The sequence below is a fragment of the Pseudomonas pergaminensis genome (genome assembly GCF_024112395.2).
GTDB lineage: Bacteria > Pseudomonadota > Gammaproteobacteria > Pseudomonadales > Pseudomonadaceae > Aquipseudomonas > Aquipseudomonas pergaminensis.
In genome coordinates this window covers 3452906-3475467 of record NZ_CP078013.2, presented here as the reverse complement: position 1 = coordinate 3475467, position 22562 = coordinate 3452906, and the positions used below count along the sequence as shown (strand labels likewise).

22 protein-coding genes and 1 pseudogene are annotated in these 22562 nt (G+C 60.6%); 12 read left to right on the top strand and 11 right to left on the bottom strand.

Annotated elements, in window-relative coordinates:
* Nucleotides 1–36 precede the first annotated feature (36 nt).
* Nucleotides 37–1602, top strand: coding sequence for an alkyl hydroperoxide reductase subunit F (ahpF, locus tag KUA23_RS15635; protein ID WP_078048531.1), 1566 nt, complete (start codon nt 37–39; stop codon nt 1600–1602).
* Between the two features lie 54 nt (nt 1603–1656).
* Here ahpF and gloA read toward each other — a convergent pair whose 3' ends face one another.
* Nucleotides 1657–2178 (bottom strand): lactoylglutathione lyase, encoded by a 522-nt coding sequence (gene gloA / locus KUA23_RS15630; protein WP_252992352.1) that lies wholly within the window; start codon nt 2176–2178, stop codon nt 1657–1659.
* Nucleotides 2179–2374: 196 nt separating this feature from the next.
* Here gloA and KUA23_RS15625 point away from each other — a divergent pair, with 196 nt between their 5' ends.
* On the top strand, nt 2375–2911 hold the full coding sequence (locus tag KUA23_RS15625; protein ID WP_252994286.1) for a DUF4946 domain-containing protein: 537 nt from the start codon (nt 2375–2377) through the stop codon (nt 2909–2911).
* Between the two features lie 111 nt (nt 2912–3022).
* Here KUA23_RS15625 and KUA23_RS15620 read toward each other — a convergent pair whose 3' ends face one another.
* From KUA23_RS15620 to KUA23_RS15610, 3 genes are all read right to left on the bottom strand, one after another.
* On the bottom strand, nt 3023–3388 hold the full coding sequence (locus KUA23_RS15620) for a histone-like nucleoid-structuring protein, MvaT/MvaU family (protein WP_049713271.1): 366 nt from the start codon (nt 3386–3388) through the stop codon (nt 3023–3025).
* Between the two features lie 198 nt (nt 3389–3586).
* Nucleotides 3587–5128: an EAL domain-containing protein gene (locus KUA23_RS15615; protein WP_078048529.1), complete on the bottom strand. Its 1542-nt coding sequence runs from the start codon at nt 5126–5128 to the stop codon at nt 3587–3589.
* Nucleotides 5129–5209: 81 nt separating this feature from the next.
* Entirely contained in the window at nt 5210–6079 is an 870-nt protein-coding gene (locus tag KUA23_RS15610) for a LysR family transcriptional regulator (protein WP_078048528.1), read from the bottom strand.
* Between the two features lie 77 nt (nt 6080–6156).
* Between KUA23_RS15610 and KUA23_RS15605 the strand changes: the two genes are divergently transcribed.
* Both KUA23_RS15605 and hppD read left to right on the top strand, forming a co-directional pair.
* On the top strand, nt 6157–7080 hold the full coding sequence (locus tag KUA23_RS15605; protein WP_100492461.1) for a DMT family transporter: 924 nt from the start codon (nt 6157–6159) through the stop codon (nt 7078–7080).
* A 245-nt stretch (nt 7081–7325) separates the two neighbouring features.
* The gene (hppD, locus tag KUA23_RS15600; protein WP_078048526.1) at nt 7326–8402 is read left to right on the top strand and encodes a 4-hydroxyphenylpyruvate dioxygenase; all 1077 of its coding nucleotides are present in this window, start codon (nt 7326–7328) and stop codon (nt 8400–8402) included.
* A 55-nt stretch (nt 8403–8457) separates the two neighbouring features.
* Here the strand turns inward: hppD and rarD are convergent, their stop codons facing one another.
* From rarD to KUA23_RS15585, 3 genes are all read right to left on the bottom strand, one after another.
* Nucleotides 8458–9339 (bottom strand): EamA family transporter RarD, encoded by an 882-nt coding sequence (rarD, locus tag KUA23_RS15595; protein ID WP_252992351.1) that lies wholly within the window; start codon nt 9337–9339, stop codon nt 8458–8460.
* A gap of 150 nt (nt 9340–9489) precedes the next feature.
* Nucleotides 9490–10500: an aldo/keto reductase gene (locus tag KUA23_RS15590; RefSeq protein ID WP_100490614.1), complete on the bottom strand. Its 1011-nt coding sequence runs from the start codon at nt 10498–10500 to the stop codon at nt 9490–9492.
* A 79-nt stretch (nt 10501–10579) separates the two neighbouring features.
* Nucleotides 10580–11443, bottom strand: a complete 864-nt coding sequence (locus tag KUA23_RS15585) for a LysR family transcriptional regulator (protein ID WP_252994285.1) — start codon at nt 11441–11443, stop codon at nt 10580–10582.
* On the opposite strand from KUA23_RS15585, the gene KUA23_RS15580 reads away from it, so the two are divergent.
* A complete protein-coding gene (locus KUA23_RS15580) occupies nt 11399–12049 on the top strand; it encodes an SDR family oxidoreductase (protein ID WP_252994284.1) in 651 nt (216 codons plus the stop codon). The two genes, KUA23_RS15585 and KUA23_RS15580, sit on opposite strands and share 45 nt — an antisense overlap.
* 849 nt (nt 12050–12898) lie before the next feature.
* Here KUA23_RS15580 and KUA23_RS15575 read toward each other — a convergent pair.
* Entirely contained in the window at nt 12899–14209 is a 1311-nt protein-coding gene (locus KUA23_RS15575; protein ID WP_078048521.1) for an MFS transporter, read from the bottom strand.
* A 162-nt stretch (nt 14210–14371) separates the two neighbouring features.
* Here KUA23_RS15575 and KUA23_RS15570 point away from each other — a divergent pair, with 162 nt between their 5' ends.
* The 4 genes from KUA23_RS15570 to KUA23_RS15555 all read left to right on the top strand — a co-directional run bounded on the left by KUA23_RS15570 (nt 14372) and on the right by KUA23_RS15555 (nt 18401).
* Nucleotides 14372–15478, top strand: coding sequence for a sugar diacid recognition domain-containing protein (locus KUA23_RS15570; RefSeq protein ID WP_099492093.1), 1107 nt, complete (start codon nt 14372–14374; stop codon nt 15476–15478).
* A 91-nt stretch (nt 15479–15569) separates the two neighbouring features.
* Complete coding sequence (locus KUA23_RS15565) at nt 15570–16709, top strand: glycerate kinase (RefSeq protein ID WP_252992350.1); 1140 nt, start codon at nt 15570–15572, stop codon at nt 16707–16709.
* 53 nt (nt 16710–16762) lie between these two features.
* Nucleotides 16763–17827: a DUF1176 domain-containing protein gene (locus KUA23_RS15560; RefSeq protein WP_252992349.1), complete on the top strand. Its 1065-nt coding sequence runs from the start codon at nt 16763–16765 to the stop codon at nt 17825–17827.
* Between the two features lie 61 nt (nt 17828–17888).
* Complete coding sequence (locus KUA23_RS15555; protein WP_099492091.1) at nt 17889–18401, top strand: GNAT family N-acetyltransferase; 513 nt, start codon at nt 17889–17891, stop codon at nt 18399–18401.
* On the opposite strand, the gene KUA23_RS15550 is transcribed toward KUA23_RS15555, so the two are convergent.
* The 3 genes from KUA23_RS15550 to ccoN all read right to left on the bottom strand — a co-directional run bounded on the left by KUA23_RS15550 (nt 18398) and on the right by ccoN (nt 20818).
* On the bottom strand, nt 18398–19090 hold the full coding sequence (locus KUA23_RS15550; protein ID WP_252992348.1) for an aspartate/glutamate racemase family protein: 693 nt from the start codon (nt 19088–19090) through the stop codon (nt 18398–18400). The two genes, KUA23_RS15555 and KUA23_RS15550, sit on opposite strands and share 4 nt — an antisense overlap.
* A gap of 89 nt (nt 19091–19179) precedes the next feature.
* Nucleotides 19180–19389, bottom strand: coding sequence for a CcoQ/FixQ family Cbb3-type cytochrome c oxidase assembly chaperone (locus KUA23_RS15545; RefSeq protein ID WP_099492090.1), 210 nt, complete (start codon nt 19387–19389; stop codon nt 19180–19182).
* Between the two features lies 1 nt (nt 19390).
* Nucleotides 19391–20818, bottom strand: coding sequence for a cytochrome-c oxidase, cbb3-type subunit I (ccoN, locus tag KUA23_RS15540; RefSeq protein WP_252992347.1), 1428 nt, complete (start codon nt 20816–20818; stop codon nt 19391–19393).
* Between the two features lie 229 nt (nt 20819–21047).
* Here ccoN and KUA23_RS15535 point away from each other — a divergent pair.
* The 3 genes and pseudogenes from KUA23_RS15535 to KUA23_RS15525 all read left to right on the top strand — a co-directional run.
* Nucleotides 21048–21134 (top strand): annotated as a pseudogene (locus KUA23_RS15535) (hypothetical protein); the annotation flags it as partial.
* Nucleotides 21135–21241: 107 nt separating this feature from the next.
* Nucleotides 21242–21736: a hypothetical protein gene (locus KUA23_RS15530; RefSeq protein ID WP_078048512.1), complete on the top strand. Its 495-nt coding sequence runs from the start codon at nt 21242–21244 to the stop codon at nt 21734–21736.
* Between the two features lie 153 nt (nt 21737–21889).
* Nucleotides 21890–22561, top strand: a complete 672-nt coding sequence (locus tag KUA23_RS15525) for a DUF3313 domain-containing protein (RefSeq protein WP_100490621.1) — start codon at nt 21890–21892, stop codon at nt 22559–22561.
* Nucleotide 22562: the final 1 nt, after the last annotated feature.

The window sequence follows — 22562 nt, the reverse complement described above, 5'->3', positions numbered from 1 at the left end:
GTCTGCAATAAACCGAATTAATAGGAAATCGCCCGTATGTTGGACGCCAATCTTAAAGCTCAGTTGAAGTCATACCTGGAACGGGTCACCCAGCCGATCGAGATCGTCGCCTCCCTCGACGACGGTGCGAAATCCCAGGAAATGCTTGCCCTTTTGCAGGACGTTGTCAGCCTCACTACGCTGATTACCCTGAAAACCGATGGCGATGATGCGCGCAAGCCTTCGTTCTCCATCAATCGCCCGGGTGCCGATATAAGCCTGCGTTTTGCCGGCATCCCGATGGGCCATGAATTCACTTCGCTGGTGCTGGCCCTCCTGCAAGTCGGTGGCCACCCGTCGAAGGCCAGTGTCGAAGTGATTGAACAGATTCGCGCCCTCAAAGGCGAGTTCAGCTTCGAGACCTACTTCTCGCTGTCCTGCCAGAACTGCCCGGACGTGGTCCAGGCGCTGAACCTGATGGCCGTGCTCAACCCGAACATCCGCCACGTCGCCATCGACGGCGCGCTGTTCCAGGCTGAAGTCGACGAACGCCAGATCATGGCGGTGCCAAGCGTGTACCTCAATGGTGTGAACTTCGGCCAGGGCCGCATGGGCCTGGAAGAAATCCTCGCCAAGCTCGACACCAGCGGTATCGAAAAAGCCGCCGAGAAAATCAGCGCCAAGGACGCCTTTGATGTCCTCGTCGTCGGCGGTGGCCCAGCCGGTTCGGCGGCGGCGATCTACGCGGCACGTAAAGGTATCCGTACCGGTGTCGCTGCCGAGCGTTTCGGTGGGCAAGTGCTGGACACCATGTCCATTGAGAACTTTATCTCGGTTCAGGAAACCGAAGGCCCGAAACTGGCCAGCGCCCTGGAAGCCCACGTACGCCAGTACGACGTGGACATCATGAACCTGCAGCGCGCCAGCAGCCTGATCCCGGCGAAAAACACCGGTGACCTGCACGAAATTCGCTTCGAAAGCGGTGCGACCCTCAAGTCCAAGACTGTGATCCTGGCTACCGGCGCCCGCTGGAGAGAAATGGGTGTGCCGGGCGAGCAGGAATACAAGGCCAAGGGCGTGTGCTTCTGCCCGCACTGCGACGGTCCGTTGTTCAAAGGCAAGCGTGTCGCGGTGATCGGCGGCGGTAACTCCGGCGTTGAGGCGGCCATCGACCTGGCTGGTATCGTCAGCCACGTTACCTTGCTCGAGTTCGACAGCAAATTGCGCGCCGACGCCGTGTTGCAGCGCAAGCTCTACAGCCTGCCGAACGTTGACGTGATCACCAGCGCGCTGACCAGCGAAGTGAAAGGCGATGGCCAGAAAGTCACTGGCCTGGCGTACAAGGACCGCGACAGTGGCGAGTTCAAGACCCTCGACCTGGAAGGCATCTTTGTGCAGATCGGCTTGCTGCCTAACACCGACTGGCTAAAAGGTACCGTGGAGCTGACACCGCGCGGCGAGATCATTGTCGATGCGCGTGGCGAGACATCACTGCCAGGCGTGTTTGCCGCCGGTGACGTCACGACAGTGCCGTACAAGCAGATCGTGATCGCGGTGGGCGAGGGCGCCAAGGCCTCCCTGAGTGCTTTCGATCACTTGATCCGTACCTCCGCCCCGGCCTAAACCCAGGGCCCCGGAAATGAAAAAGCCCCATGAGTGATCATGGGGCTTTTTTCGTTACAGCGGTGCGGGCTGGATTATCTCGACCCAGTACGCATCCGGGTCCTTGATGAAGGCCAGGCTCTTCATGCGGCCGTCGGTCAGGCGCTTCTGGAAATCACAGCCCAAGGCTTCGAAACGTTCACAGGCTGCGACGACATCCGGCACGGAGATGCAGATGTGGCCAAAGCCACGCGGGTCGGTATTGCCGTTGTGGTAGGCAAAGTCGGCGTCGTTTTCGGTGCCGTGGTTGTGGGTCAGTTCCAGGATGCCTGGGATCGACTTCATCCATTGGGTCCGTTCGGCGGCGTCAGCGGGAATCTGGGATTTGTCCACCAGGGCCAGGAAGTACAGGCTGAATTCAGCTTCTGGGAAATCACGTTTTTCGACCAGCGAAAAGCCCAGGACGCGCGTGTAGAAGTCCAGCGATTTGGTGATGTCCTTGACCCGCAGCATGGTGTGGTTGAACACGAAGTTGGCGGTGGCGGTGTCAGGTTGGGCAGTGACGCCCGGGAAAGTGTTCAGTTCGTGCAGGCTCATGGGCCCTCCAGAAAAAATGGGGCAAACGCGGCTCTAAGATGTGAGCGGTTCCTTGGCTTGCGGCTGGCATCCGTGCAGCCGGACCATGATACGCAAGGCTCGCCCCATGCGCCAAATGAAAAAGCCCACGCAGGCCTTGCGACACAGGGCGACCGGGGGCCAAACTTTAATGCTTGGACCTTGGGTGTTTTTCGTGATGATTGAACTTCGCAAACGGCTGTTGAGTAAGGTGTGTCTGTTGTTGGCCAGCCCCTTGTTGATGGCGGCCGACCCCGAAATCCATTGGCCCAGCGGTTGGCAAGTCGAGGAAGTCGTGCCCGACGACAAGGCGCCGGTAACACCACAGCCGGTGTCTCGGCAGCGGGCGATCAAGAATGATGAAAACGGCGCGACCTTGATGGTTATCGAATTGACCGGCACACCGATTGAAGCGGGGCATAAGGTTAATCTGCAGGGGGTATTGCTGGAGATGCGCAAGTCGATCCAGAAAGATTTTGCCCAGGGCGGTTATCAAAGTGTGTGCAGCAAGATGCACCCTACAACACTGAGCCGTCTTGACGCGCTGGAAACTACTTGCGTGATTACCGAAAACGGGCGCCACGTAATTTCGCAAACATTGGTGGGCGCGGTGGATGCCGATAAGGCTTATGTTTTTTCATACGCAGGCCAGGCTGATGCTTACGAAGCCAGCAAGGACGAAGTCAGTTCAGTGCGCGACAGCCTGAAACTTTAAGTGTGGCGTGCGCGTCGGTTTTGAACATAATGAAACGTTATTTTAGTTCGATTTCGAACCCTTGAATAAAAAAGCCCCGCATAAGCGGGGCTCTTTATTAGTGCGATGCAATCAGCCGCGAAGCCAGGAGTCTACAGTGGCGGCGCCGTACTGTTCTTTCCAGGCCTTGAGGCCGCGATGGTTGCCGCCTTTGGTTTCGATCAGCTCGCCGGTGTGCGGGTTCTGGTAAACCTTGACCACGCGTGCACGGCGCTGTTTTGGTGCGGTAGCGGCAGCGGCGCTGGACTTGCCCGGGTTGGGGTCAAGAATGGAAATGATGTCGCGCAGGCCTTTGCCATAGGTCTTCATCAGGGCTTGAAGCTTTTCTTCGAATTCGATTTCTTTCTTCAGGCCGGCGTCGTTCTTCAGGGATTCCAGCTGGGCAAGCTGCTCTTGAAGGGCTTTTTCTGCTGCGCGAAATTCGGCGAGTCTGGACAAAATCTGTACTCCAATAGTGTATTTGGCTGATATCAACTGCAGACAAAGCTATAAGCCAAGCGCTTTAAGGCGACCCAGAAAAGAAGTCGTCTCGCGAGTTCTGCACAGGCAGGAAAAATTGTAGTAGTTAATGCGCTACGAGTAAATCATGTCTTTTGTCTAAATAACATTCTTTCCACACAGGTAGTGCGTGGCTATTCAATGGCTGGCCAGTGATTTAATAAATTCATCACAGGGTAGAGGCTTTCCGAAGAGGTAGCCCTGGAGAAAATCCACGCCTTGTGCGGCCAGGTATTCACACTGTTCAGCGGTTTCCACACCTTCGGCAACGATGCCCAAGTCGAGCTTGCCGGACAGTTCTATGATGCTGTCCAGAATATGCCGTGATAGTGCGTCGGCACCGATCATGGCGACAAAACTCTGGTCGATCTTCAAATAGTCCACATTGAAGTTACGCAAGTAGCCCAGGCTGGAATGGCCAGTACCAAAGTCATCAATGGCAATCATCACCCCCAGCTGATGCAAGGCGTCGAACAGGCGGCGGGTGATATCCGTAGGCTCGATCAGCTCGCGTTCGGTCAACTCCAGCACCAGGGTCACCTGGCCCACGGCAAAGGCGGCAAGAAACTCCCGGCAGTCATCTACCAACGCCAGATCCTGGCAGTGCCGTGCGGTGATGTTCACGCCGATGTGGAAGCCAGGGCTGAAACGCGCCGCATGCGGCGCCAGTTGCGCAGCGGTCTGGCGCAGCAGCGCCCGGGTCATCGGCACAATAAGGCCGGAATGTTCGGCCAGGGGGATAAACAAGTCGGGGCGCACCAGGCCCTCCTTGGGATGTTGCCAGCGCATCAGTACTTCGCATCCCGCCCACTCGCGGGTGTCACCTCGCACGACTGGCTGGAAATACGGAATAAATTCATTGGCGCCAAGCGCGCGCTGAAGCTCATGGGTCGGTGCCGAAGAGCGCTTCTGCAGCCAATGCGCAAGCACGCCTGCCAGCACGCCAAAGAACAGCACCAGGCTGAACAGCGCCGGGTATCGGGCCTGCATGTAGCGCCACACCTCGCCGGCCGGCATGCCGGCCTCGACACTGTAGTGATAGCGTTCGGAGGCTAGCTGGTGATGGGCCACGGCAAACACCGGCACGGCGGTGTCACGCACCTTGCCGTCGCCGCTTAGCCAGTTCGGACCCACTTGCAATACCAGGTGGGCATAACGGCTGATCAGGCGCAGGGCGTTGGTCAGGTGGTAACCATCAATCGACGCAAAGGCGGCCTTGTCACCGTCCACCAGCCGGTAAACCAGCAGCGCGGTATCGGGCGTTACCGGGTTGCCGTTCATCAACCATAAGCGACCATCCACGTAGTCGTCCGGGTTGACCGGTGATTCGTAGTTGCTGCCAAACAGTGAGCTGCAGTAGATGTTTTTCTGCCAGGACAAGGTGGTCGCACGCACGAACGGCCGCCGCGTGACTTGTTCGCGCAGGGCCAATTGTGCACCGTTATCACAGGGCTGCCCCGCCAGCGGCAGCAAGGCCTGGGCGGCGAGGGCGGTGTTGTCGAGCATCAGGTCGAATTGGCGCACCGCCTCCTGGGCGGTCTGCGCCGTGCTTTGTTCCAGTGTGCGTTCAGCCTGCCAATGCAGAATGACCACCCCGAGCGCGATCGGCAACAACGCGCTGAGCGACGTAATCAAGTAACGAGTGGCGCGTTTACGCGGGCCGTTGACGGTCAGGGGCATGAAGGGCACGGCCTGTTGCAGGGATCAGATTCAGTCGATGATAGTTGGCTGGGACAAAATAAGCTCGCCGAGCCTGCACGGTTACCACTCAAGCCCTTGTGCAATACGGATAAAAGCCAGCGCCGCCGGCGAAGATTGACGCCGATCCAGTACCGCCAGGCCGACCCGACGCGGCACACGGGGCGACAGCGCGCGCTGCACGTACCGCGAATCGGCCGCGGTCGGCAATGAAGCCTGTGCCACCACGCTGACGGCCTCTGCGCGGCTTACGGTTTCCAGGGTACTGAGCAATTGTGAGCAGCGATATCGCACATTCGGCGTCAGCCGCGCCTCGTTGAACAGGCGCACCACCAGCTCAGTGGAGCCCGCCTCTGTCAACGCGAAAGGGTCGCTGCACAGGTCCTTGAGGCTCACCTGTTCCTGGGCTGCCAGCCGGTGATTGACCGGCAGCAGCGCCACCATCTGGTCTTCGAACAACGCAAAGGTGTCGAAGCGCTCCTGGTCCAGCACTACAAAACCAATATCAATCCGGCGTTCATCAAGCCATTGGATCACTTGTCTGTCGGGCCCTTCGTCGACGTGCACTTCGATGCCTGGGTACTCCAGGCGAAACCGGTTGAGGATCTTTGGCAGCAGGTAGGTCGAAGAGGTTGGGCCGAACGAACCGATGCGCAGGGTCCCGCGTTTCATGCCGCGCGCATCCGCCGCTTCCTGTTGCAGGGTATTGGCCAACCCCAGCATTGCCCGGGCGCGTCCCAGCAACTGCTTGCCAATATCACTGAGCTCCACCTGGGCCTGGTGGCGGCGGAACAGTGCCACCCCCAGTTCCTGCTCGAGGCCTTTGATCGCATGGGAGACCGCCGATTGGCTGATCCCGAGGCGGTGGGCGGCGCTGGTAAAGCCTTGCAGTTCGGCAACCAGTGAGAATATTTCCAATTGGGTCAGGGTCATGAGTAATCACTCATTTTACGATGACGCTGTATTACCAGAAGAATGCCAAAGCCCTCAAGCCACTAGAGCCTCTGCCCGTGCATTCTTCGTCGGATCGCATCACTTACATAAAGTTGGCCACTGTCACCATGATCTGGGGCGGCACGTTCGTAGCCGGTCGCTTTTTGAGCGGGGCACTCGACCCGTTGCTGGCGGCCAGCCTGCGGTTTGGGCTGGCGAGCCTGGCCTTGCTGGGGTTCATGGGACTTGCGCGCATACCCTTGTCGCGTCCAAACCTGCGGCAGATGGGGCAGTTGGCGGTGCTGGGTTTTTTCGGCATCTTTTTCTACAACCTGTGTTTCTTCTATGGGTTGCATTACATCAACGCGTCGCGGGCCTCATTGATTGTGGCGTTGAACCCGGCAGTGATCGGCCTGGCGTCCTGGTGGCTGTTCAAGGAGCGCCTGGGAGCCAGCAAAATCATGGGCATTGCAGTGTGCTTGGCGGGCGCAGCCACGGTGATCGTCAGCCGTAACCCACAGGTATTGAACGCACAAGCCAACGCTTGGCGTGGGGACGTGCTGATCTTCGGGTGCGTAGCAGGGTGGGGCGTCTACTCGCTGTTTTCCCGAGGTTTGAACCAGAGCCTTGGCCCGCTGCAGACGGTCACCTGGTCCATACTACTGGGCACCCTGATGCTCTTCCTCACCACGCTGGGCATGGGCCGGTTCAGCCTGGAGGCTATCGGCAGCCTGCATTGGCCCCAGGCACTGAGCCTTATGTACCTGGGCGTACTGGGTTCGGCACTGGCCTATATCGGCTATTACGATGGCATCCGGCGTATCGGCGCGACGCGCTCCGGGGTCTTTATCGCGCTCAACCCGCTCACGGCGGTGATCTGTGGCGCCTTGCTGCTGGGCGAGCAATTGACCCTGCCCATGCTGATTGGCGGGGCGGTGATCCTGCTGGGCATCTACCTGTGCAACAAACCTCTTGCGCCTGCCAGGGCAATGGGGATTTGATAAGACTACGGACAAACACTGTTACGCTGTGTAGAATCGATTTACGCATACAAGAATATGGACTTGTGCTCACGCAAGCCTAAGCCGTCAGAGACTGATGCCCCCATGAAGCTACTCGGCTCCCCCCTCATCTTTGGTGACTTCCTCGCCCGCAGCGTGCGAGGCCTTTCCTGTGCGCCGCCCTCCAACCTCATCCTTGCTCGCAATTAATTCAGTATTTATTACAAGAATGATGAGGTGCCACCATGGCAGATCTATACGAAAACCCAATGGGCCTGATGGGCTTTGAATTTATCGAATTCGCGTCGCCGACCCCGGGCACCCTGGAGCCGATCTTCGAGATCATGGGCTTCACCAAGGTCGCGACCCACCGCTCCAAGAATGTGCACCTGTACCGCCAGGGCGAGATCAACCTGATCCTCAACAACGAACCCAACAGCATCGCCTCCTACTTTGCGGCGGAACATGGCCCGTCGGTGTGCGGCATGGCGTTCCGCGTCAAGGACTCGCAAAAAGCCTACAACCGCGCCCTGGAACTGGGTGCCCAGCCGATCCACATCGAAACCGGCCCGATGGAGCTGAACCTGCCGGCGATCAAAGGCATTGGTGGCGCGCCGCTGTACCTGATCGACCGTTTCGGCGAAGGCAGCTCGATCTACGATATCGACTTCGTGTACCTCGAAGGCGTCGAGCGCAACCCGCAGGGTGCGGGCCTTAAGGTCATCGACCACCTGACCCACAACGTCTATCGCGGCCGCATGGTCTACTGGGCCAACTTCTACGAGAAGCTGTTCAACTTCCGTGAAGCGCGTTACTTCGACATCAAGGGCGAGTACACCGGCCTGACCTCCAAGGCCATGAGTGCACCGGATGGCATGATCCGCATCCCGCTGAACGAAGAATCGTCAAAGGGCGCTGGGCAGATCGAAGAGTTCCTGATGCAGTTCAACGGCGAGGGCATCCAACACGTGGCCTTCCTCACTGACGACCTGGTCAAGACCTGGGATGCGTTGAAGAAGATCGGCATGCGCTTCATGACCGCGCCGCCGGACACCTACTATGAAATGCTCGAAGGCCGCCTGCCGAACCACGGCGAGCCGGTGGATCAGCTGCAGGCACGCGGTATTCTGCTGGACGGCTCGTCTATCGAAGGCGACAAGCGCCTGCTGCTGCAAATCTTCTCGGAAACCCTGATGGGCCCGGTGTTCTTCGAATTCATCCAGCGCAAGGGCGATGATGGGTTTGGTGAGGGCAACTTCAAGGCGTTGTTCGAGTCCATCGAACGTGACCAGGTGCGTCGTGGTGTATTGACCGCCGACTAAACGTAAAAAAGCCCGGCCGAGGGTGACCCCGGCCGGGCTTTTTATCGCCTGCGCATCAGGCTTTGCGTTGGCGGACCAAGTGCTTGAAACCTTCAAACACCAGCACCATCACCGCCAGCCAAATCGGGATATAGGTCAACCATTCGCCGCCCTTGATCCCTTCACCCAGGATCAATGCCACGCCCAGCAACAACACAGGCTCCACATAACTGAGCAAGCCAAACAGACTGAACGCCAGTAAACGGCTGGCGATGATATAGCTCACCAGCGCTGATGCACTGATCAGGCCCAGCATCGGTATCAATGCATACAGTTTCGGGTGCGCATCCATCACCGAAAAGCCTTGCTCGCCACTTTGCACAAACCACCACGCCACCGGCAGCATCAGCGCCATGTCCAGCCAGAGCCCGCCCAGGTGGTCGGTCTTGAGGTATTTGCGCACGATGAAATAAACCGGGTACCCAATGATCACCACCAGCGTTGCCCAGGAGAATCCACCCGCCTGGTACAACTCGTTGAGTACACCGAGGGCGGCAAAAAACACGGCGATCCGTTGCAGATAGGACAGTTGTTCACCCCACACCAGACGCCCGGTCAGCACCATGGTCAGTGGCAACAGGAAGTAACCCACCGACACATCCAGGCTGCGCCCATTCAGTGGCGCCCACATGAACAGCCACAACTGTACGCCGAGCAACGCGGATGAAAGCAACACGCCGGCAATCAGGCGCGGGCTGTCCGCCAGCATGCGCACCAGTTCCCACACACGCCGCCATTCGCCACTGACGATCATGAAGACGGTCATGCACGGCACCGTAAGCAACATGCGCCAGCCGAAAATTTCCAGGCCGCTCAAGGGCGCGAGCAATGATGTGAAGTAATACATCACGGCAAACAACACCGAGGCCAAGACCGATAACACAACACCTTTAGACACACTGTCCTCGCGAAAACCGTTGATACAAAAGATGAGGGGATTATGGAGCTTTTGGCGGGAGAGGGTTGCGCTGTTTTGGGGCGTTTTTCAGGAGAATTTCTCGCAACCTTTTGTAGGAGCGAGCAAGCTCGCTCCTACAAAGTGGAGGGGTTATGCGCGTGGTATGCGACCGGAGACGAAATGCCCCACATCATTGAACCCCGGCGTGGATGAATGCCCCGGCGTCACCAACGAATCGATAAACGCCTCATCTTCGGCGCTGATCTTCACCTCCAGTGCACCCATATAGGCATCCCACTGCGCCTCGGTACGCGGCCCGACAATCGCCGAACTGACCGCCGAGTTGTTCAGTACCCAGGCAATCGCAAACTCGACGATCCCGACGCCACGACCTTGGGTGTACTGCTGGATCTGCTGGGCAATGCGCAACGATTCCACGCGCCATTCGGTTTCCAGGATGCGTTTGTCCTGGCGCGCCGCGCGGCTGCCGGCTTCAGGGGTAACGTCCGGGGCGTATTTACCACTGAGCACGCCGCGGGCCAGTGGGCTGTAAGGCACCACACCCAGGCCGTAGGCGGCTGCCGCGGTGATCTGTTCCACTTCGGCCTGGCGGTTGACGATGTTGTACAACGGCTGGCTGATCACCGGTTTGTCGACGCCCAGGCGCTCGGCCACGCGAATCACCTCGGCGATGCGCCAACCGCGATAGTTGGACAGGCCCCAGTAGCGGATCTTGCCCTGGCGGATCAGGTCGCCAATCGCCGATACCGTTACTTCCAGCGGCGTGTTGTGGTCTTCACGGTGCAGGTAATAGATGTCCAGGTAGTCGGTATCGAGGCGGGTCAGGCTGGCCTCCAGCGCGTTAAAAATGCGCTTGCGGCTCAAGCCGCTGCGGTTGGGCAAACCGTCCACCGGGCCGATGCCGACCTTGGACGCCACCACCCAATCCTGGCGATTGCGCACAATGGCTTCGCCGACTATTTCCTCGGAGCGACCGCCGGTGTAGACGTCCGCCGTGTCGATGAAATTGATGCCCTGGTCCCAGGCCTTGTCGATGATGCGCAGCGAGTCCTCGGTGTTGGTCTGTTCGCCAAACATCATGGTGCCCAGGGTCAAGGCACTCACCTTCAACCCGGACTGGCCCAATGTGCGGTAAATCATGGATAACTCCTCAAGGCGGGAAATGTACCCATGCAATACCAGACTCAGCCGCTCTGGGACAAGCCCTGCGCGCGTTTCTTCATGGGCTCAGTAATGTCTGGCAACGCTGCTGTAAAAAGCGATGCAGCACCTTCACGCGTTCCGACACTTGCAGGCGGTGAGGGCACATCAGGTTGAAGGGCGTGGGTTCGCCTTGCCAATCCGGCAGCAAGGGCACCAGTCGACCGGCCTTGATGTCTTGGGCAATGTCCAGATTGGCCTTATAGGCGATTCCGTGACCGGCCAACGCCCAGCGCCGCACGATTTCACCGTCATCGCTCAGGTAATCGCCCGACACCTCGACCTCCTGCAGCACCGTGCCCTGGCGGAAATACCAGGTGTTGTTGGCCCGGCCCTGGCGCATGTAGCGCAGGGTGTTGTGCTGCGCCAGGTCAGCCGGAGCGAGGGGGGTGCCATGGCGCGCCAGGTAAGCCGGGCTGGCACAAGGGATGCGGTGGTGATCGGGCACCACCGGCAGCGCCACCAGGCTGGAATCCCTTGGCACGCCAAACCGCAGGGCGATGTCGACGGTGTCGCGGAACAGGTCGGCATTGCTGTCGTTGAGCAGCAATTGCAGGCGGATATTCGGGTGTTCGAGCTTGAATTCATCCAGCCAGCCCAGCAACACATTGCGCCCGAAATCCGAGGGCGCCGCCAGTTGCAGCAAGCCGCTGAGGCTCTGGCCCTGTTGCCTGATCGCCTGTTCGCCCTCGGACAGGGCTTCCAGCGCGACGCGCACGCTCTCGAGGTAGCGCCGACCTTCCTCGGTCAGGCGCATGCTGCGGGTGGAGCGTGCCAGCAGGCGAATGCCAAGGCGGGTTTCCAGGCGCTTGAGGGCGATACTGGCGGCAGCAGTGGTATCGGCGCCGCCGTGGCCAAGGCTGCGGCCGCGCGGGGCGCGCAGGTGGTATTGGCCGGGCGGCGCTTGGTGTCTGGCGTGGAAAATGGCCTTCGCAGCGAACCGGTGGATGTCACTGATTCGGGTTCTCTGCAGCGCCTGTTCGAGACCGTGGGGCGCTTTGACCATCTGGTCTACACCTCCGGCCCCAGCGTGCGTGCCAAGCCGCTGGTCGAGACCGACCTGAACGAGGCCCAGGAAAATTTCAATGTGAAGCTCTGGGGCTCGCTGCGGGCGATTCAACTGGCACTGCCATTTTTGGACGAACACGGCAGCATCAGCCTGACCTCTGGGCAACTGGGACGTAAATTGGCGCCGGGCCAGTTCATCAAGACGGGTATCAACGCGGCGACTGAAGCGTTGGGCAAGCAGTTAGCGAAGGAGCTGGCACCGCGTCGGGTCAACGTGATCAGCCCGGGGGTCATCGATACGCCGGCGTATGCAGGCTTGGCGCAAGAACAGCGCCTGGCGATGTTCGCCAAGGCGGGCGGCGCATTGCCGGTCGGGCGCGTGGGTCAGGCGCATGAGGTCGCGGCGGGGTATGTGCTGGCCATGGAGAATGGCTTCATGACTGGTGCCGTGATTGACATCGACGGCGGCGGTTTGCTCTGACGTAATTTTCGGTGCCGGCTGAGGGGTAGGCCTTCAGGGCATAGGTATCTATACAGTTCTGAGTACGGCGCTGGACCTGTGGCGAGGGAGCTTGCTCCCGCCAGCGCTCGTATGGACGACCACAATCTAACTGTCACCCCGCAATCCAAATGTGGGAGCTGGCTTGCCTGCGAAGGCGGCCTGACAGCCGACCACGCTCTAACTGTAGCCCCGCGATCTAAAAATGTGGGAGCTAGCTTGCCTGCGAAGGCGGCCCGACTGCCGACCACAATCTAACTATCACCCCGCAATCCAAATGTGGGAGCTGGCTTGCCTGCGAAGGCGGCCTAACAGCCGACCACAAACTAACTGTCGCCCCGCGATCCAAATGTGGGAGCTGGCTTGCCTGCGAAGGCGGCCTGACAGCCGACCTGGATGCTGGATCTGATCGGGTACATATCCGTTATTTAGGTAAAGGCTTCTATTGGTTCCGCCCTTACGGCGGCTCACTTTTGAAAAGCCCAAAAGTAAGCAAAAGGCTCTTGCCCCAACACTCGGCACCTCGCCTAGGCTCGGTGTGCCCGTAATCCGCCAGGTATTTGGGGGCCGCCGCCACGCGCCATCCATGGCGCGGGGCGGCTAAACCGGCATCCCTGCCGGTTTACCCCCCAAATCCCTGTCGAATTCCGGCCAGCGTGTTTGACGGGGCGCCTAAGATCAAAGGCAACATCAAGATCAAGAGCGACTCGCTTCGCATCGTGGTTACCACGGTTACCACGGTTACCATGGCTACTGTGGCTACCGTGTTTGCCACAGTGCTGTGTAGACGCCTCTACTCATCGCCGGCAAGCCGGCGCCTACAGGACAAGGTTACGCCTTGAGGGTACGGGTCATTCGCAGCGCCAATACGCTACCGGCGACGATCACCGCTGCCAGCAGGTATAGCGCCACATCCGTGGACCCGGTGGCATCCTTCACAAAGCCGACGATGTACGGGCTGAGGAAGCCGGCCATTTGGCCCATGGAGTTGATCAACGCCAGGCCACCTGCTGCCGCGCCGGCACTGAGCATGGCGGTGGGCACCGGCCAGAACATTGGCAGGCCGGTCAGTGCGCCCATGGTGGCGATGGTCAGGCCGAGGATTGCAATCGCCGGGGTGGTGGCGAAGTTCACCGCAATCACCAGGCCGATAGCGCCCATCAACATCGGCACCACCAAGTGCCAGCGACGCTCTTTGCGCAAGTCGGCGGAACGCCCCACCAGCAACATGAACACCGCCGCCAGCAGATAGGGGATCGCACTGAGCCAGCCAATCACCAGGTTATCGCTGAACCCCAGGTTCTTGATGATCGACGGCAGCCAGAAGTTGATCGCGTACACGCCGCTCTGGATGCAGAAGTAGATCAGGCCGAACGCCCAGATCGCCGGGTTCTTGAACACTTCGGCGAGCGAATCGGTGGTGGTTTTCGGCTTGTTGGCCAGGTCGGTCGCCTGGTCGGCTTCCAGGACCGCACGCTCGTGGGGCTTGAGCCACTTGGCATTGGCAAAGCTGTCACTGAGCAGGAAGTAGGCGAGGGCGCCCAGGATCACGGTCGGGATACCTTGCAGCAGGAACATCCACTGCCAACCGGCCAGGCCGCCTTGGCCGGCCGCGAAGTGGTTGAGGATCCAGCCGGAAAACGGGCTGCCCAGCAGGCCGGACACCGGGATGGCCGACATGAACAACGCCATGATCCGCCCACGGCGGAACGTCGGGAACCACTGCGAGAGGTACAGCACCACGCCAGGGAAGAAGCCGGCTTCGGCGGCACCGGTAAACAGGCGCAGGGTGTAGAAATGCGTCGGCGTGGTGACGAACAGCAGGCAGGTGGACAGCGTGCCCCAGACGATCATCATCAACGCAATCCAGCGCCGTGGACCGAACTTGGTCAGCGCCAGGTTGCTCGGCACGCCGCACAGCACGTAGCCGATAAAGAAGATCCCGGCACCAAGGCCGTACACGGTTTCGCTGAATTTGAGTGCATCGAGCATCTGTAACTTGGCAAAGCCAACGTTTACCCGGTCGAGGTAGTTGAACAGATAGCAGATGAAAATGAAGGGGATCAGGCGCAGGGTAATGCGCTTGTAGATGGCGTTTTTATCGTCATCGGTGGCCAGTGTGGCTGCGGCGCTCTGTGACATGGGAGTCTCTCTTTATTATGATTTTTTGCGATGCGAAGGTAACGTTGATCGCCCAAAGAGTCTCGACCACCTGGCACGCCGCTGTCTTTGTGCTTGCGCACAGTGAAGCAGCTATTGCGCTGTGCTGATGAACAACCCATCGCTTTCTAGGAAATTAGCCCCATGTTCGAGCTGGATCATGACTTGGCGCAGAATATCGTCGATCGCACCATGGCGATCCTGCCCTACAACGTCAACGTCATGGACAGCCAGGGCCTGATACTCGGCAGCGGCGAGCCTGAGCGTATCAACACCCGCCATGAAGGCGCGCAACTGGTGCTCGCCAATGGCCGCGTAGTGGAAATCGATGGCCAGACCGCCAAGCACCTCAAGGGCGTGCAGCCAGGCATCAACCTGCCATTGCTGCATGACGGCCGCCTGATCGGCGTGCTTGGCATTACCGGCGAGCCGGAAGGCCTGCGCACCTACGCCGAACTCGTGCGCATGACCGCCGAAATGCTGGTGAGTCACCGCCACCAACAGGCCGAGCAGCAATGGCGACGCCAGCGCTGTGATGACCTGCTGGCCCTGCTGCTGGCCGAAACCGGCGATTCGCCGCGCCTGGTGGACGAGGCTCAGCAACTGGGGCTAAAGCCGCAGATGGCGCGTACGCCGTACCTGTTCGAACTGGGCGCGGGGCAATCGGCGGAAGCCTTGAGCGCTTGGCTGACCTCGCGTTATCCGGACAGCTGGTGCGTCAGCTCGGCGCAATATTCCTTGCTGTGGTGCCGGCCGGCGGCGGTGCAGGTCGACAACCCACGGCTGCTGGAAAAACTGGAAGGCCACGGTTGGAATATCCTGCGCGTTGCCGTCGGTGGCCAGGCGGATGGGCTGGCGGGGCTGCGTCGTTGCTATCGCCGCGTGGGCGATCTGCTTGCTTATGGCCGCGATGTGTTGCCGCAGTCACGGCTGTTGACCCTGAACCGCTATCGCCTGCCAGTGATGCTCTGGCGCCATCGCAACGACGATGCCCTCGACGAGCTGCTCAACCCCCTGCGTAAAGTACTGGCCAAAGACGGCAACGGCCAACTGCTGGCAACGCTGCGCAGTTGGTGCGATCACGACGGGCAAAGCCAGGCCTGCGCCGATGCCCTGGGCATTCACCGCAACAGCCTGCGCTACCGCATGGAGCGCATTGCCGAACTCAGCGGTGTCGACCCATTGACCCTGGATGGGATGCTGGCGTTGTACCTCGGCGTGCAGTTGTTGCCCCAATCTTTGTCGGAATGAACAACAAAGCTCATCCGGACTTGTGCATCGGACCGGCGTCAGCGGCGGTGCCAACTGGCAGCATGGGCGTTATAAAAACCGGAGAAAGCCCATGAAAATCATCATCGCCCCCGACTCGTTCAAGGACAGCCTGAGCGCCGAAGGCGTCGCCCAGGCCATTGCCGCCGGGCTGGCCCAGGTCTGGCCGGATGCACAATTGATCCAGTGCCCGATGGCGGATGGCGGTGAAGGTACGGTGGAGTCGGTGCTTGCGGCGTGCAATGGCCAGTTGCGTCACCAGACGGTGCGCGGCCCGCTCGGTGCAGCGGTCGAAGCGCATTGGGGCTGGTTGGCCGACAGCCACACCGCAATCATCGAAATGGCTGAGGCGAGCGGCCTGCAGTTGGTACCGCCAGGGCAGCGCGATGCGTGCAAGACCAGCACCTATGGCACCGGCGAACTGATCCGCGCGGCTCTGGATGCTGGCGCTGAACGCATCATCCTGGCGATTGGCGGCAGTGCCACCAACGATGGCGGCGCAGGCGCGATGCAAGCGCTCGGCGTACAGCTGTTCGACGCCGAAGGCCAGCCGCTGCCACCTGGCGGCCTGGCCCTGGCGCGCCTGGCCGATATCAACCTTGATCAACTCGACCCACGCCTGAGCCAGGTGCGCTTCGACATCGCCGCGGACGTCAACAACCCGCTGTGCGGCCCCCACGGTGCCTCGCCGATTTTCGGCCCGCAAAAAGGCGCGAGTCCCGAGCAAGTCCAGCAACTGGACGCCGCCCTCGGCCACTTCGCCGATCACTGCGCTAACGTCTTGCCCAAAGATGTACGCGACGAACCCGGCAGCGGCGCCGCCGGCGGCCTGGGCTTCGCCGCCAAGGCTTTCCTGGGCGCGCAGTTCCGTGCCGGCGTTGACGTGGTAGCCGAACTGGTCGGCCTGGACGAAGCCGTCCGTGGCGCCGACCTGGTAATCACCGGCGAAGGCCGCTTCGACGCCCAGACCCTGCGCGGCAAAACCCCGTTCGGCGTGGCGCGTATCGCCCAGCAACACCAGGTGCCCGTCATTGTGATTGCCGGCACATTGGGCGAGGGTTACGAGCAGATGTACGCCCATGCTGTAGACGCGGCTTTCGCGTTGCCATCCGGGCCGATGAGCCTGGAGCAAGCGTGCAGCGAAGCACCGCGTTTGCTCAGCGAACGCGCAGCCGATATTGCGCGGCTGTGGCGCATCGCCAGTAAGCGCTGACGCGCAAGCGCGAACATGGGACAATCCGCGCCTTTTTGACACGGAGAGTCCCGATGCTTCGCCCTGCATTCCTGGCCCTGTTACTCACCAGCGCCGCTGCCCCAACCTTCGCCCAAACGCCCGCTGAAACCGTGCCGCTGCTGCGCGAGATCAAGCAGTGGGTGGTCGGTTGCGACAACCTGCGCAATTGTCATGCGCTCAGCGCACCCAGTGGCGTGGATGAAGAGGACTACAGCTCGCTGACATTGCACCTCTGGCATCAGGCTGGGCCAGAGGGCTATTTGCGTCTGCGCTTTGATCATCGAGGTCAGGACGTCGACCTTTCCACCTTGCTGCTGGACGGTAAGCCCCTTGGTCTGGAATTGACCCGGGATCTGCACGTCGAGCTGGACGACCAGGGCGGTGATCCCGAGGTGCAGTCTTACGGTGTGATCGAGGACGCTGCGGCGCGTCGCTGGTTGCAGCGTCTGCGCAACGGGCAGCGTTTGCAGTTGCCGGGTGATGAGCAGGCGCACGTGTCGCTGAGCGGGCTGAGTGCTTCGCTGCTGTTGATGGACGCGGTACAGGGGCGGGTGGATAACGTGACGGCCCTGGCCCGAACAGGCAAGGGCGCGGCCAGTGACGTGCCGCCGCGTATGTCGACGCCGGTACTGCGCAAGTTTGTTGCACCCCCCGCCCTGACCACCCAAGAGCAGGCGAGCCTGATGGCCGCTGCGTTGCAGGCGGTTAGGCCGGTGGAGGGAGAACCCGAGGCAACGGCTGGGGCGCTGACGGCGCAACAGGCAATAACGGTGGTGCGTTATGACTGTGCAGCCTACAACTGTGAGTACGACGTCAACAGCCGTAAACGGCAGGCGCCCTACGACGAAACCAGCCTTGCCATACAGCCGCTGCCCTTGGATGGCGCCGCGCTGCAGGGCTCAGTGTGGTATGACGAAGCCACCGGCACCCTGAGCTATTTCTATAAGCTGCGTGGGATCGGTGACTGCGGCGGCACAGGGTCCTGGGTATTTGACGGCGAGCGCTTGCGGCTCAGCGAGTTCCGCATGATGCCGCGCTGCACCGGAGTAGCTTCGGGTGATTGGCCGGCGCTGTGGTCGACCCATACAGCCCCCTAGCCATCGGGCGACAACGCCCCCTACACTGGCCGGCCACTTGTCTTTCAAAGGATGAAACACAATGCACGCACCTGAACCCGCTATCGTGATCCAGCGCTTTACCGAGGCCCACCTTGAAGGGGTCGCGGCGCTCTATAACGAACCGGCCGTGTGCCGTCAGGTGCTGCAAATGCCTTTCCAGTCGGTGGAGGCGTGGCGTAACAGGCTGGTCCAGGACAACGAACGGCGGCTACAGCTGGTGGCTGTGCACGGTGGTGAGGTGATCGGCCAGCTGGGCCTGGAACAGTACCTGCGTGTGCGTCAGGCCCACGTCGGTTCGTTCGGTATGGGCGTGGCGACCGCGTGGCAGGGCAAGGGCGTCGGCTCGCGGCTGTTGTCGGCCGCGCTGGACGTGGCCGACAACTGGATGAACCTGCGCCGCGTAGAACTCACGGTATACGCCGACAACGAGGCAGCGCAGGCGCTGTACCGTAAATTCGGCTTCGAGGTCGAAGGCGTATTGCGCGATTACGCCCTGCGCGACGGCCGGTTTGTCGACACCGTGAGCATGGCCCGCCTGCGCAAGTCCGCTTAGTCCTGCAAGGCAAACGCCACCGCAGCCTGCGCATGCAGCTCGGTGGTGTCCAGCAGCGGCAGGTCGCTGTGTTCGGGCTTGATCAGCAGGCTGATTTCCGTGCAACCCAGGATGATCGCCTGGGCCCCGCGTGCGGCCAGGGATTCGATCACCCCTTGGTACACCTTGCGTGACGCATCGCTGATCACGCCGACACACAATTCCTCATAGATGATCCGGTGCACGGCCTGGCGTTCGTCCACCTCGGGCACCAGCACGGTCAGGCCCTGGGCGGCCAGGCGCGATTTGAGGAAATCCTGCTCCATCGTGAACGCGGTGCCGAGCAGGCCAACCGTGAGCGTGCCGGCTTCCACGGCCGCCGCACCGGCTGCATCCGCGATGTGCAGGAACGGAATCGACACCGCCGCTTCTATACGCGGCGCCACAAGGTGCATGGTGTTGGTACACAGCACCACGCACTCGGCGCCCCCCGCCTGCAGGCGGCGCGCGGCATCTTCGAGGATCAGCGCGGTGTCGTCCCAGCGACCGGCATGCTGGGCCTGCTCCACTGGGCCAAAATCCACGCTGTACATCAACAGTTGCGCCGAGCGCAGCGACCCAAGCTGGTCGCGCACGCGCTGGTTGATGATGCGGTAGTACTCGGCGCTGGATTCCCAGCTCATGCCGCCGATAAGGCCGATGGTGCGCATGCGAAACTCCTGACAAGGAAAGTCGCCTCACCTTACGCACCAGCCGTGGATTAGTCATACGCAGTTAGCGGCGAAATGACCGGTGCAGTTCACATGTCCTGGTTGACCCAGCCTGGCCTCGGCGCTTGCGGCGCCACCGCGTTGACCTGCTTGCCAGTCGCCAACTCCACGCGCCGCGCCACTTCCGGGTCATCGGCAAAGGGGATCAGGCTGGCATCCTCCAGGCTCTTGTCGCACTGGCCATGCAGGCAGTACTCCACTGCGCCATACAGGCACACCACCATCAGCAGGCTCCACATCTCAGGCGATCCTGGCGTCAAGCTGGGCCATGTTCAGGTCTGCGACCCGCACCGTACGCCAAGTGTTGTAGGTCATCAGCAGCATCCCGGTGAGAAAGAACACACCCCCGGCAAAGCGCACTACAAACCCGGGGTGGCTGGCCTGCAAGGCCTCGACAAACGAGTAGGTGAGGGTGCCGTCATCGTTGACTGCCCGCCACATCAGGCCCTGGGTAATGCCGTTGACCCACATCGAGGCGATGTACAGCACCGTGCCGATGGTCGCCAGCCAGAAGTGCAGGTTGATCAGCGGCACGCTGTGCATTTGCTCGCGGCCGAATACTTTGGGGATCATGTGGTACAGCGAACCAAAAGTGATCATCGCCACCCAGCCCAGTGCGCCGGCGTGGACGTGGCCGATGGTCCAGTCGGTGTAGTGGGAGAGGGCATTGACCGTCTTGATTGCCATCATCGGGCCCTCGAACGTCGACATGCCGTAGAACGCCAGCGACAACACCAGGAAACGCAGGATCGGGTCAGTGCGCAATTTATGCCAGGCGCCGGACAAGGTCATCATGCCGTTGATCATCCCGCCCCAGCTGGGCGCCAGCAGGATCAGCGACATCGCCATGCCCAGGGACTGCGCCCAGTCCGGCAGCGCGGTGTAGTGCAAATGGTGCGGCCCAGCCCAGATGTACAGGGTGATCAGCGCCCAGAAGTGCACGATGGACAGGCGATAGGAGTACACCGGGCGTCCGACTTGTTTGGGCACGAAGTAGTACATCATCCCCAAAAAGCCTGTGGTCAGGAAAAACCCTACCGCGTTATGCCCGTACCACCACTGCACCATGGCATCTGTCGCGCCGGAATACACCGGGTAGGACTTGAACCAGTCCACCGGAATCGCCAGGTGATTGACCACATGCAGCATGGCGATCACCAGAATGAACGCGCCGAAAAACCAGTTGCCCACGTAGATATGCCGGGTCTTGCGCCGCACCACGGTGGTGAAAAACACGATGGCATACGCCACCCACACTACCGCCATCCACACGGCGCCGGAGAACTCGATCTCGGCGTACTCCTTGGTGGTGGTGTAGCCCAGCGGCAAGCTGATCAACATGATCAGGATGACTGACTGCCAGCCCCAGAAGGTAAATGCAGCCAGGCGGTCGGAAAACAACCGCACCTGGCAAGTGCGCTGTACCGCGTAATAGCTGGCGGCAAACTGTGCGCTGCCGGCAAAACCGAAGATCACCAGGCTGGTGTGCAAGGGCCGCAGGCGGCCAAAGGTGGTCCAGGGCAGGTCCAGGTTCATCTCGGGCCAGACCAGTTGCGAGGCGATCCACACGCCCATGGCCATGCCCACCACGCCCCAGACAATGGTAGCGATCACGAATTGGCGCACGACCTTGTAGTTGTAGGCCTGCCCGGTTGTTGCGGTGCTCATGCTCAGTCCTCCCACGGTTCCAAGTGACGGCACTGTAGGAAGCGTGGGTAAAACAAAACAGGCTCAGAAAAACTTCATTGTTGCGGATCAGTTTATTAGGCCTGAAATCGCTGCTTCTGGCCCATCTGATCCGGTTTATATCTACCCACCTGAATCTTCAATGCACTGCACTGCGCTGCAAGCGCAGAGTCGCCCCATAGAAGCTGCGCCCTGGCGCGCGGCCAACCCTATCGGCATCTTGGGTGTCGATAAAAATGGCAGCGAGTGGTACCAGGTCACCCTCGGCGGTGCCCAGGGCAACCACAGCGCACTGGGCTGTACGCGGGGCAACCGGCATGAGGCGTGCGGGCGTTAATCATACGCAGAGGCAGCGCATCTGCCATGATCAGGCTTCGCAACCTGGCTCACCCAAGGAACTCCGCAATGGACGATGTACAGCAATTGGGCGAGATGCTTCGTCATTACGCCGACAGCGAAGCGCATAAAAAGCAGCAATTCGATGTGCAGTCTGCCCGCTGGGCGCAAAAGCTCGATGAGTTGTTCGGGCAGATCGAGCAATGGCTTGAGCCGGTGAAGACGGTGGGGTTGCTGGAGGTGCGCCGCGAGGCCTATGTCGCCAGTGGCCCGAGCGTGCCGGTGGAAGCGTCGACCTTCAAGACCGAAAAACTGACCGTGCAGATCACCGGCAAACCGGTTGAATTCGTACCGGATGTGATGGGGGCGGGCGGGTTGATCTCCGTGTCGGTCATAGGCTTGACTGCTGCACGGCATGGCAGCGTGTCATTGGTGTTGCCCGCAGACAAAAACGACTGGCTGTGGAAGAAAACAAACGGCCTGAAAGACCCGGACACCTTTGGCTTCGACGCCAACTTCCTCGCCTCGCAGTTGCAGAGCCTGATTCCACGCGAACGTGGCTGATAGTACGCGTTATCGTTGACGATCATCCCCGGCAAGCCGGCGCCTACAGGGTCGGCAGGTCTGTCATACAGACGCTGGAAATAAGGCGAGTTGGCCAGGATTGGCTATACCTACAGCTCCATGTCTCGATGATGATCGCCAGGGAGTTCAATGATGAAACGAAGGCTAATGATCAGTACGCTGTGCGTGGCGTCGATCGCCATGACCGGTTGTGCCAGCAAGGTCACACAACCGGATGAGTACTCCGGCTTTCTCTCGGACTACAGCCAGCTCAGGGAAGCCAAGTCCCCCTCGGGTGCCGAGGTGATGCGCTGGGTCGATCCCAAGCTGGACCTGAGCCGCTACACGGCGGTGTACATCGAGCCGACCCAGTTCTACCCCAAGCCCCAGGCCACCACGAAAATCCCCGACAGTACCCTCAACGGCATCAACACTTACTACAACCAGGCGCTCAAGCGGGAACTGGAAAAATCCCTGCCCCTGGCCAACGGCCCTGGCCCCGGCGTGATCGTGGTGCGTGCGGCGATCACCGCCGTGAGCAGCAAGACCGAAGGCCTCAAGCCCTATGAATTCGTCCCGGTGGCGCTGGTCGCGGCGGCGGTGAGCACTGGCACCGGCATCCGGGATCAGGAAACCACCCTGGGCACCGAGGCGCAGTTTCTCGACGGTTCAAGTGGCAAGGTGATTGCCCAGGTGGTGCGCAAAGGCACCGGCAAGCCACTGGCCAATGACTCGCAGGTGATGAAGGCCGACGACGTGAAAGGCGTGATCGATGGCTGGGCGTCGGACCTGCATCAGTCGTTCCTGAAGCTGAAAAAGCACTAGC

Coding starts and splice junctions, on each gene's coding strand:
- KUA23_RS15565 (WP_252992350.1), top strand. CDS start 15,570: ATGAAAATCATCATCGCCCCCGACTCGTTCAAGGACAGCCTGAGCGCC.
- KUA23_RS15550 (WP_252992348.1), bottom strand. CDS start 19,090: ATGCGCACCATCGGCCTTATCGGCGGCATGAGCTGGGAATCCAGCGCC.
- ahpF (WP_078048531.1), top strand. CDS start 37: ATGTTGGACGCCAATCTTAAAGCTCAGTTGAAGTCATACCTGGAACGG.
- KUA23_RS15575 (WP_078048521.1), bottom strand. CDS start 14,209: ATGTCACAGAGCGCCGCAGCCACACTGGCCACCGATGACGATAAAAAC.
- KUA23_RS15590 (WP_100490614.1), bottom strand. CDS start 10,500: ATGATTTACCGCACATTGGGCCAGTCCGGGTTGAAGGTGAGTGCCTTG.
- KUA23_RS15545 (WP_099492090.1), bottom strand. CDS start 19,389: ATGTGGAGCCTGCTGATGGTGGTGTGCCTGTATGGCGCAGTGGAGTAC.
- ccoN (WP_252992347.1), bottom strand. CDS start 20,818: ATGAGCACCGCAACAACCGGGCAGGCCTACAACTACAAGGTCGTGCGC.
- KUA23_RS15560 (WP_252992349.1), top strand. CDS start 16,763: ATGCTTCGCCCTGCATTCCTGGCCCTGTTACTCACCAGCGCCGCTGCC.
- KUA23_RS15610 (WP_078048528.1), bottom strand. CDS start 6,079: ATGACCCTGACCCAATTGGAAATATTCTCACTGGTTGCCGAACTGCAA.
- KUA23_RS15555 (WP_099492091.1), top strand. CDS start 17,889: ATGCACGCACCTGAACCCGCTATCGTGATCCAGCGCTTTACCGAGGCC.
- KUA23_RS15615 (WP_078048529.1), bottom strand. CDS start 5,128: ATGCCCCTGACCGTCAACGGCCCGCGTAAACGCGCCACTCGTTACTTG.
- KUA23_RS15525 (WP_100490621.1), top strand. CDS start 21,890: ATGAAACGAAGGCTAATGATCAGTACGCTGTGCGTGGCGTCGATCGCC.
- gloA (WP_252992352.1), bottom strand. CDS start 2,178: ATGAGCCTGCACGAACTGAACACTTTCCCGGGCGTCACTGCCCAACCT.
- hppD (WP_078048526.1), top strand. CDS start 7,326: ATGGCAGATCTATACGAAAACCCAATGGGCCTGATGGGCTTTGAATTT.
- KUA23_RS15570 (WP_099492093.1), top strand. CDS start 14,372: ATGTTCGAGCTGGATCATGACTTGGCGCAGAATATCGTCGATCGCACC.
- KUA23_RS15625 (WP_252994286.1), top strand. CDS start 2,375: ATGATTGAACTTCGCAAACGGCTGTTGAGTAAGGTGTGTCTGTTGTTG.
- KUA23_RS15530 (WP_078048512.1), top strand. CDS start 21,242: ATGGACGATGTACAGCAATTGGGCGAGATGCTTCGTCATTACGCCGAC.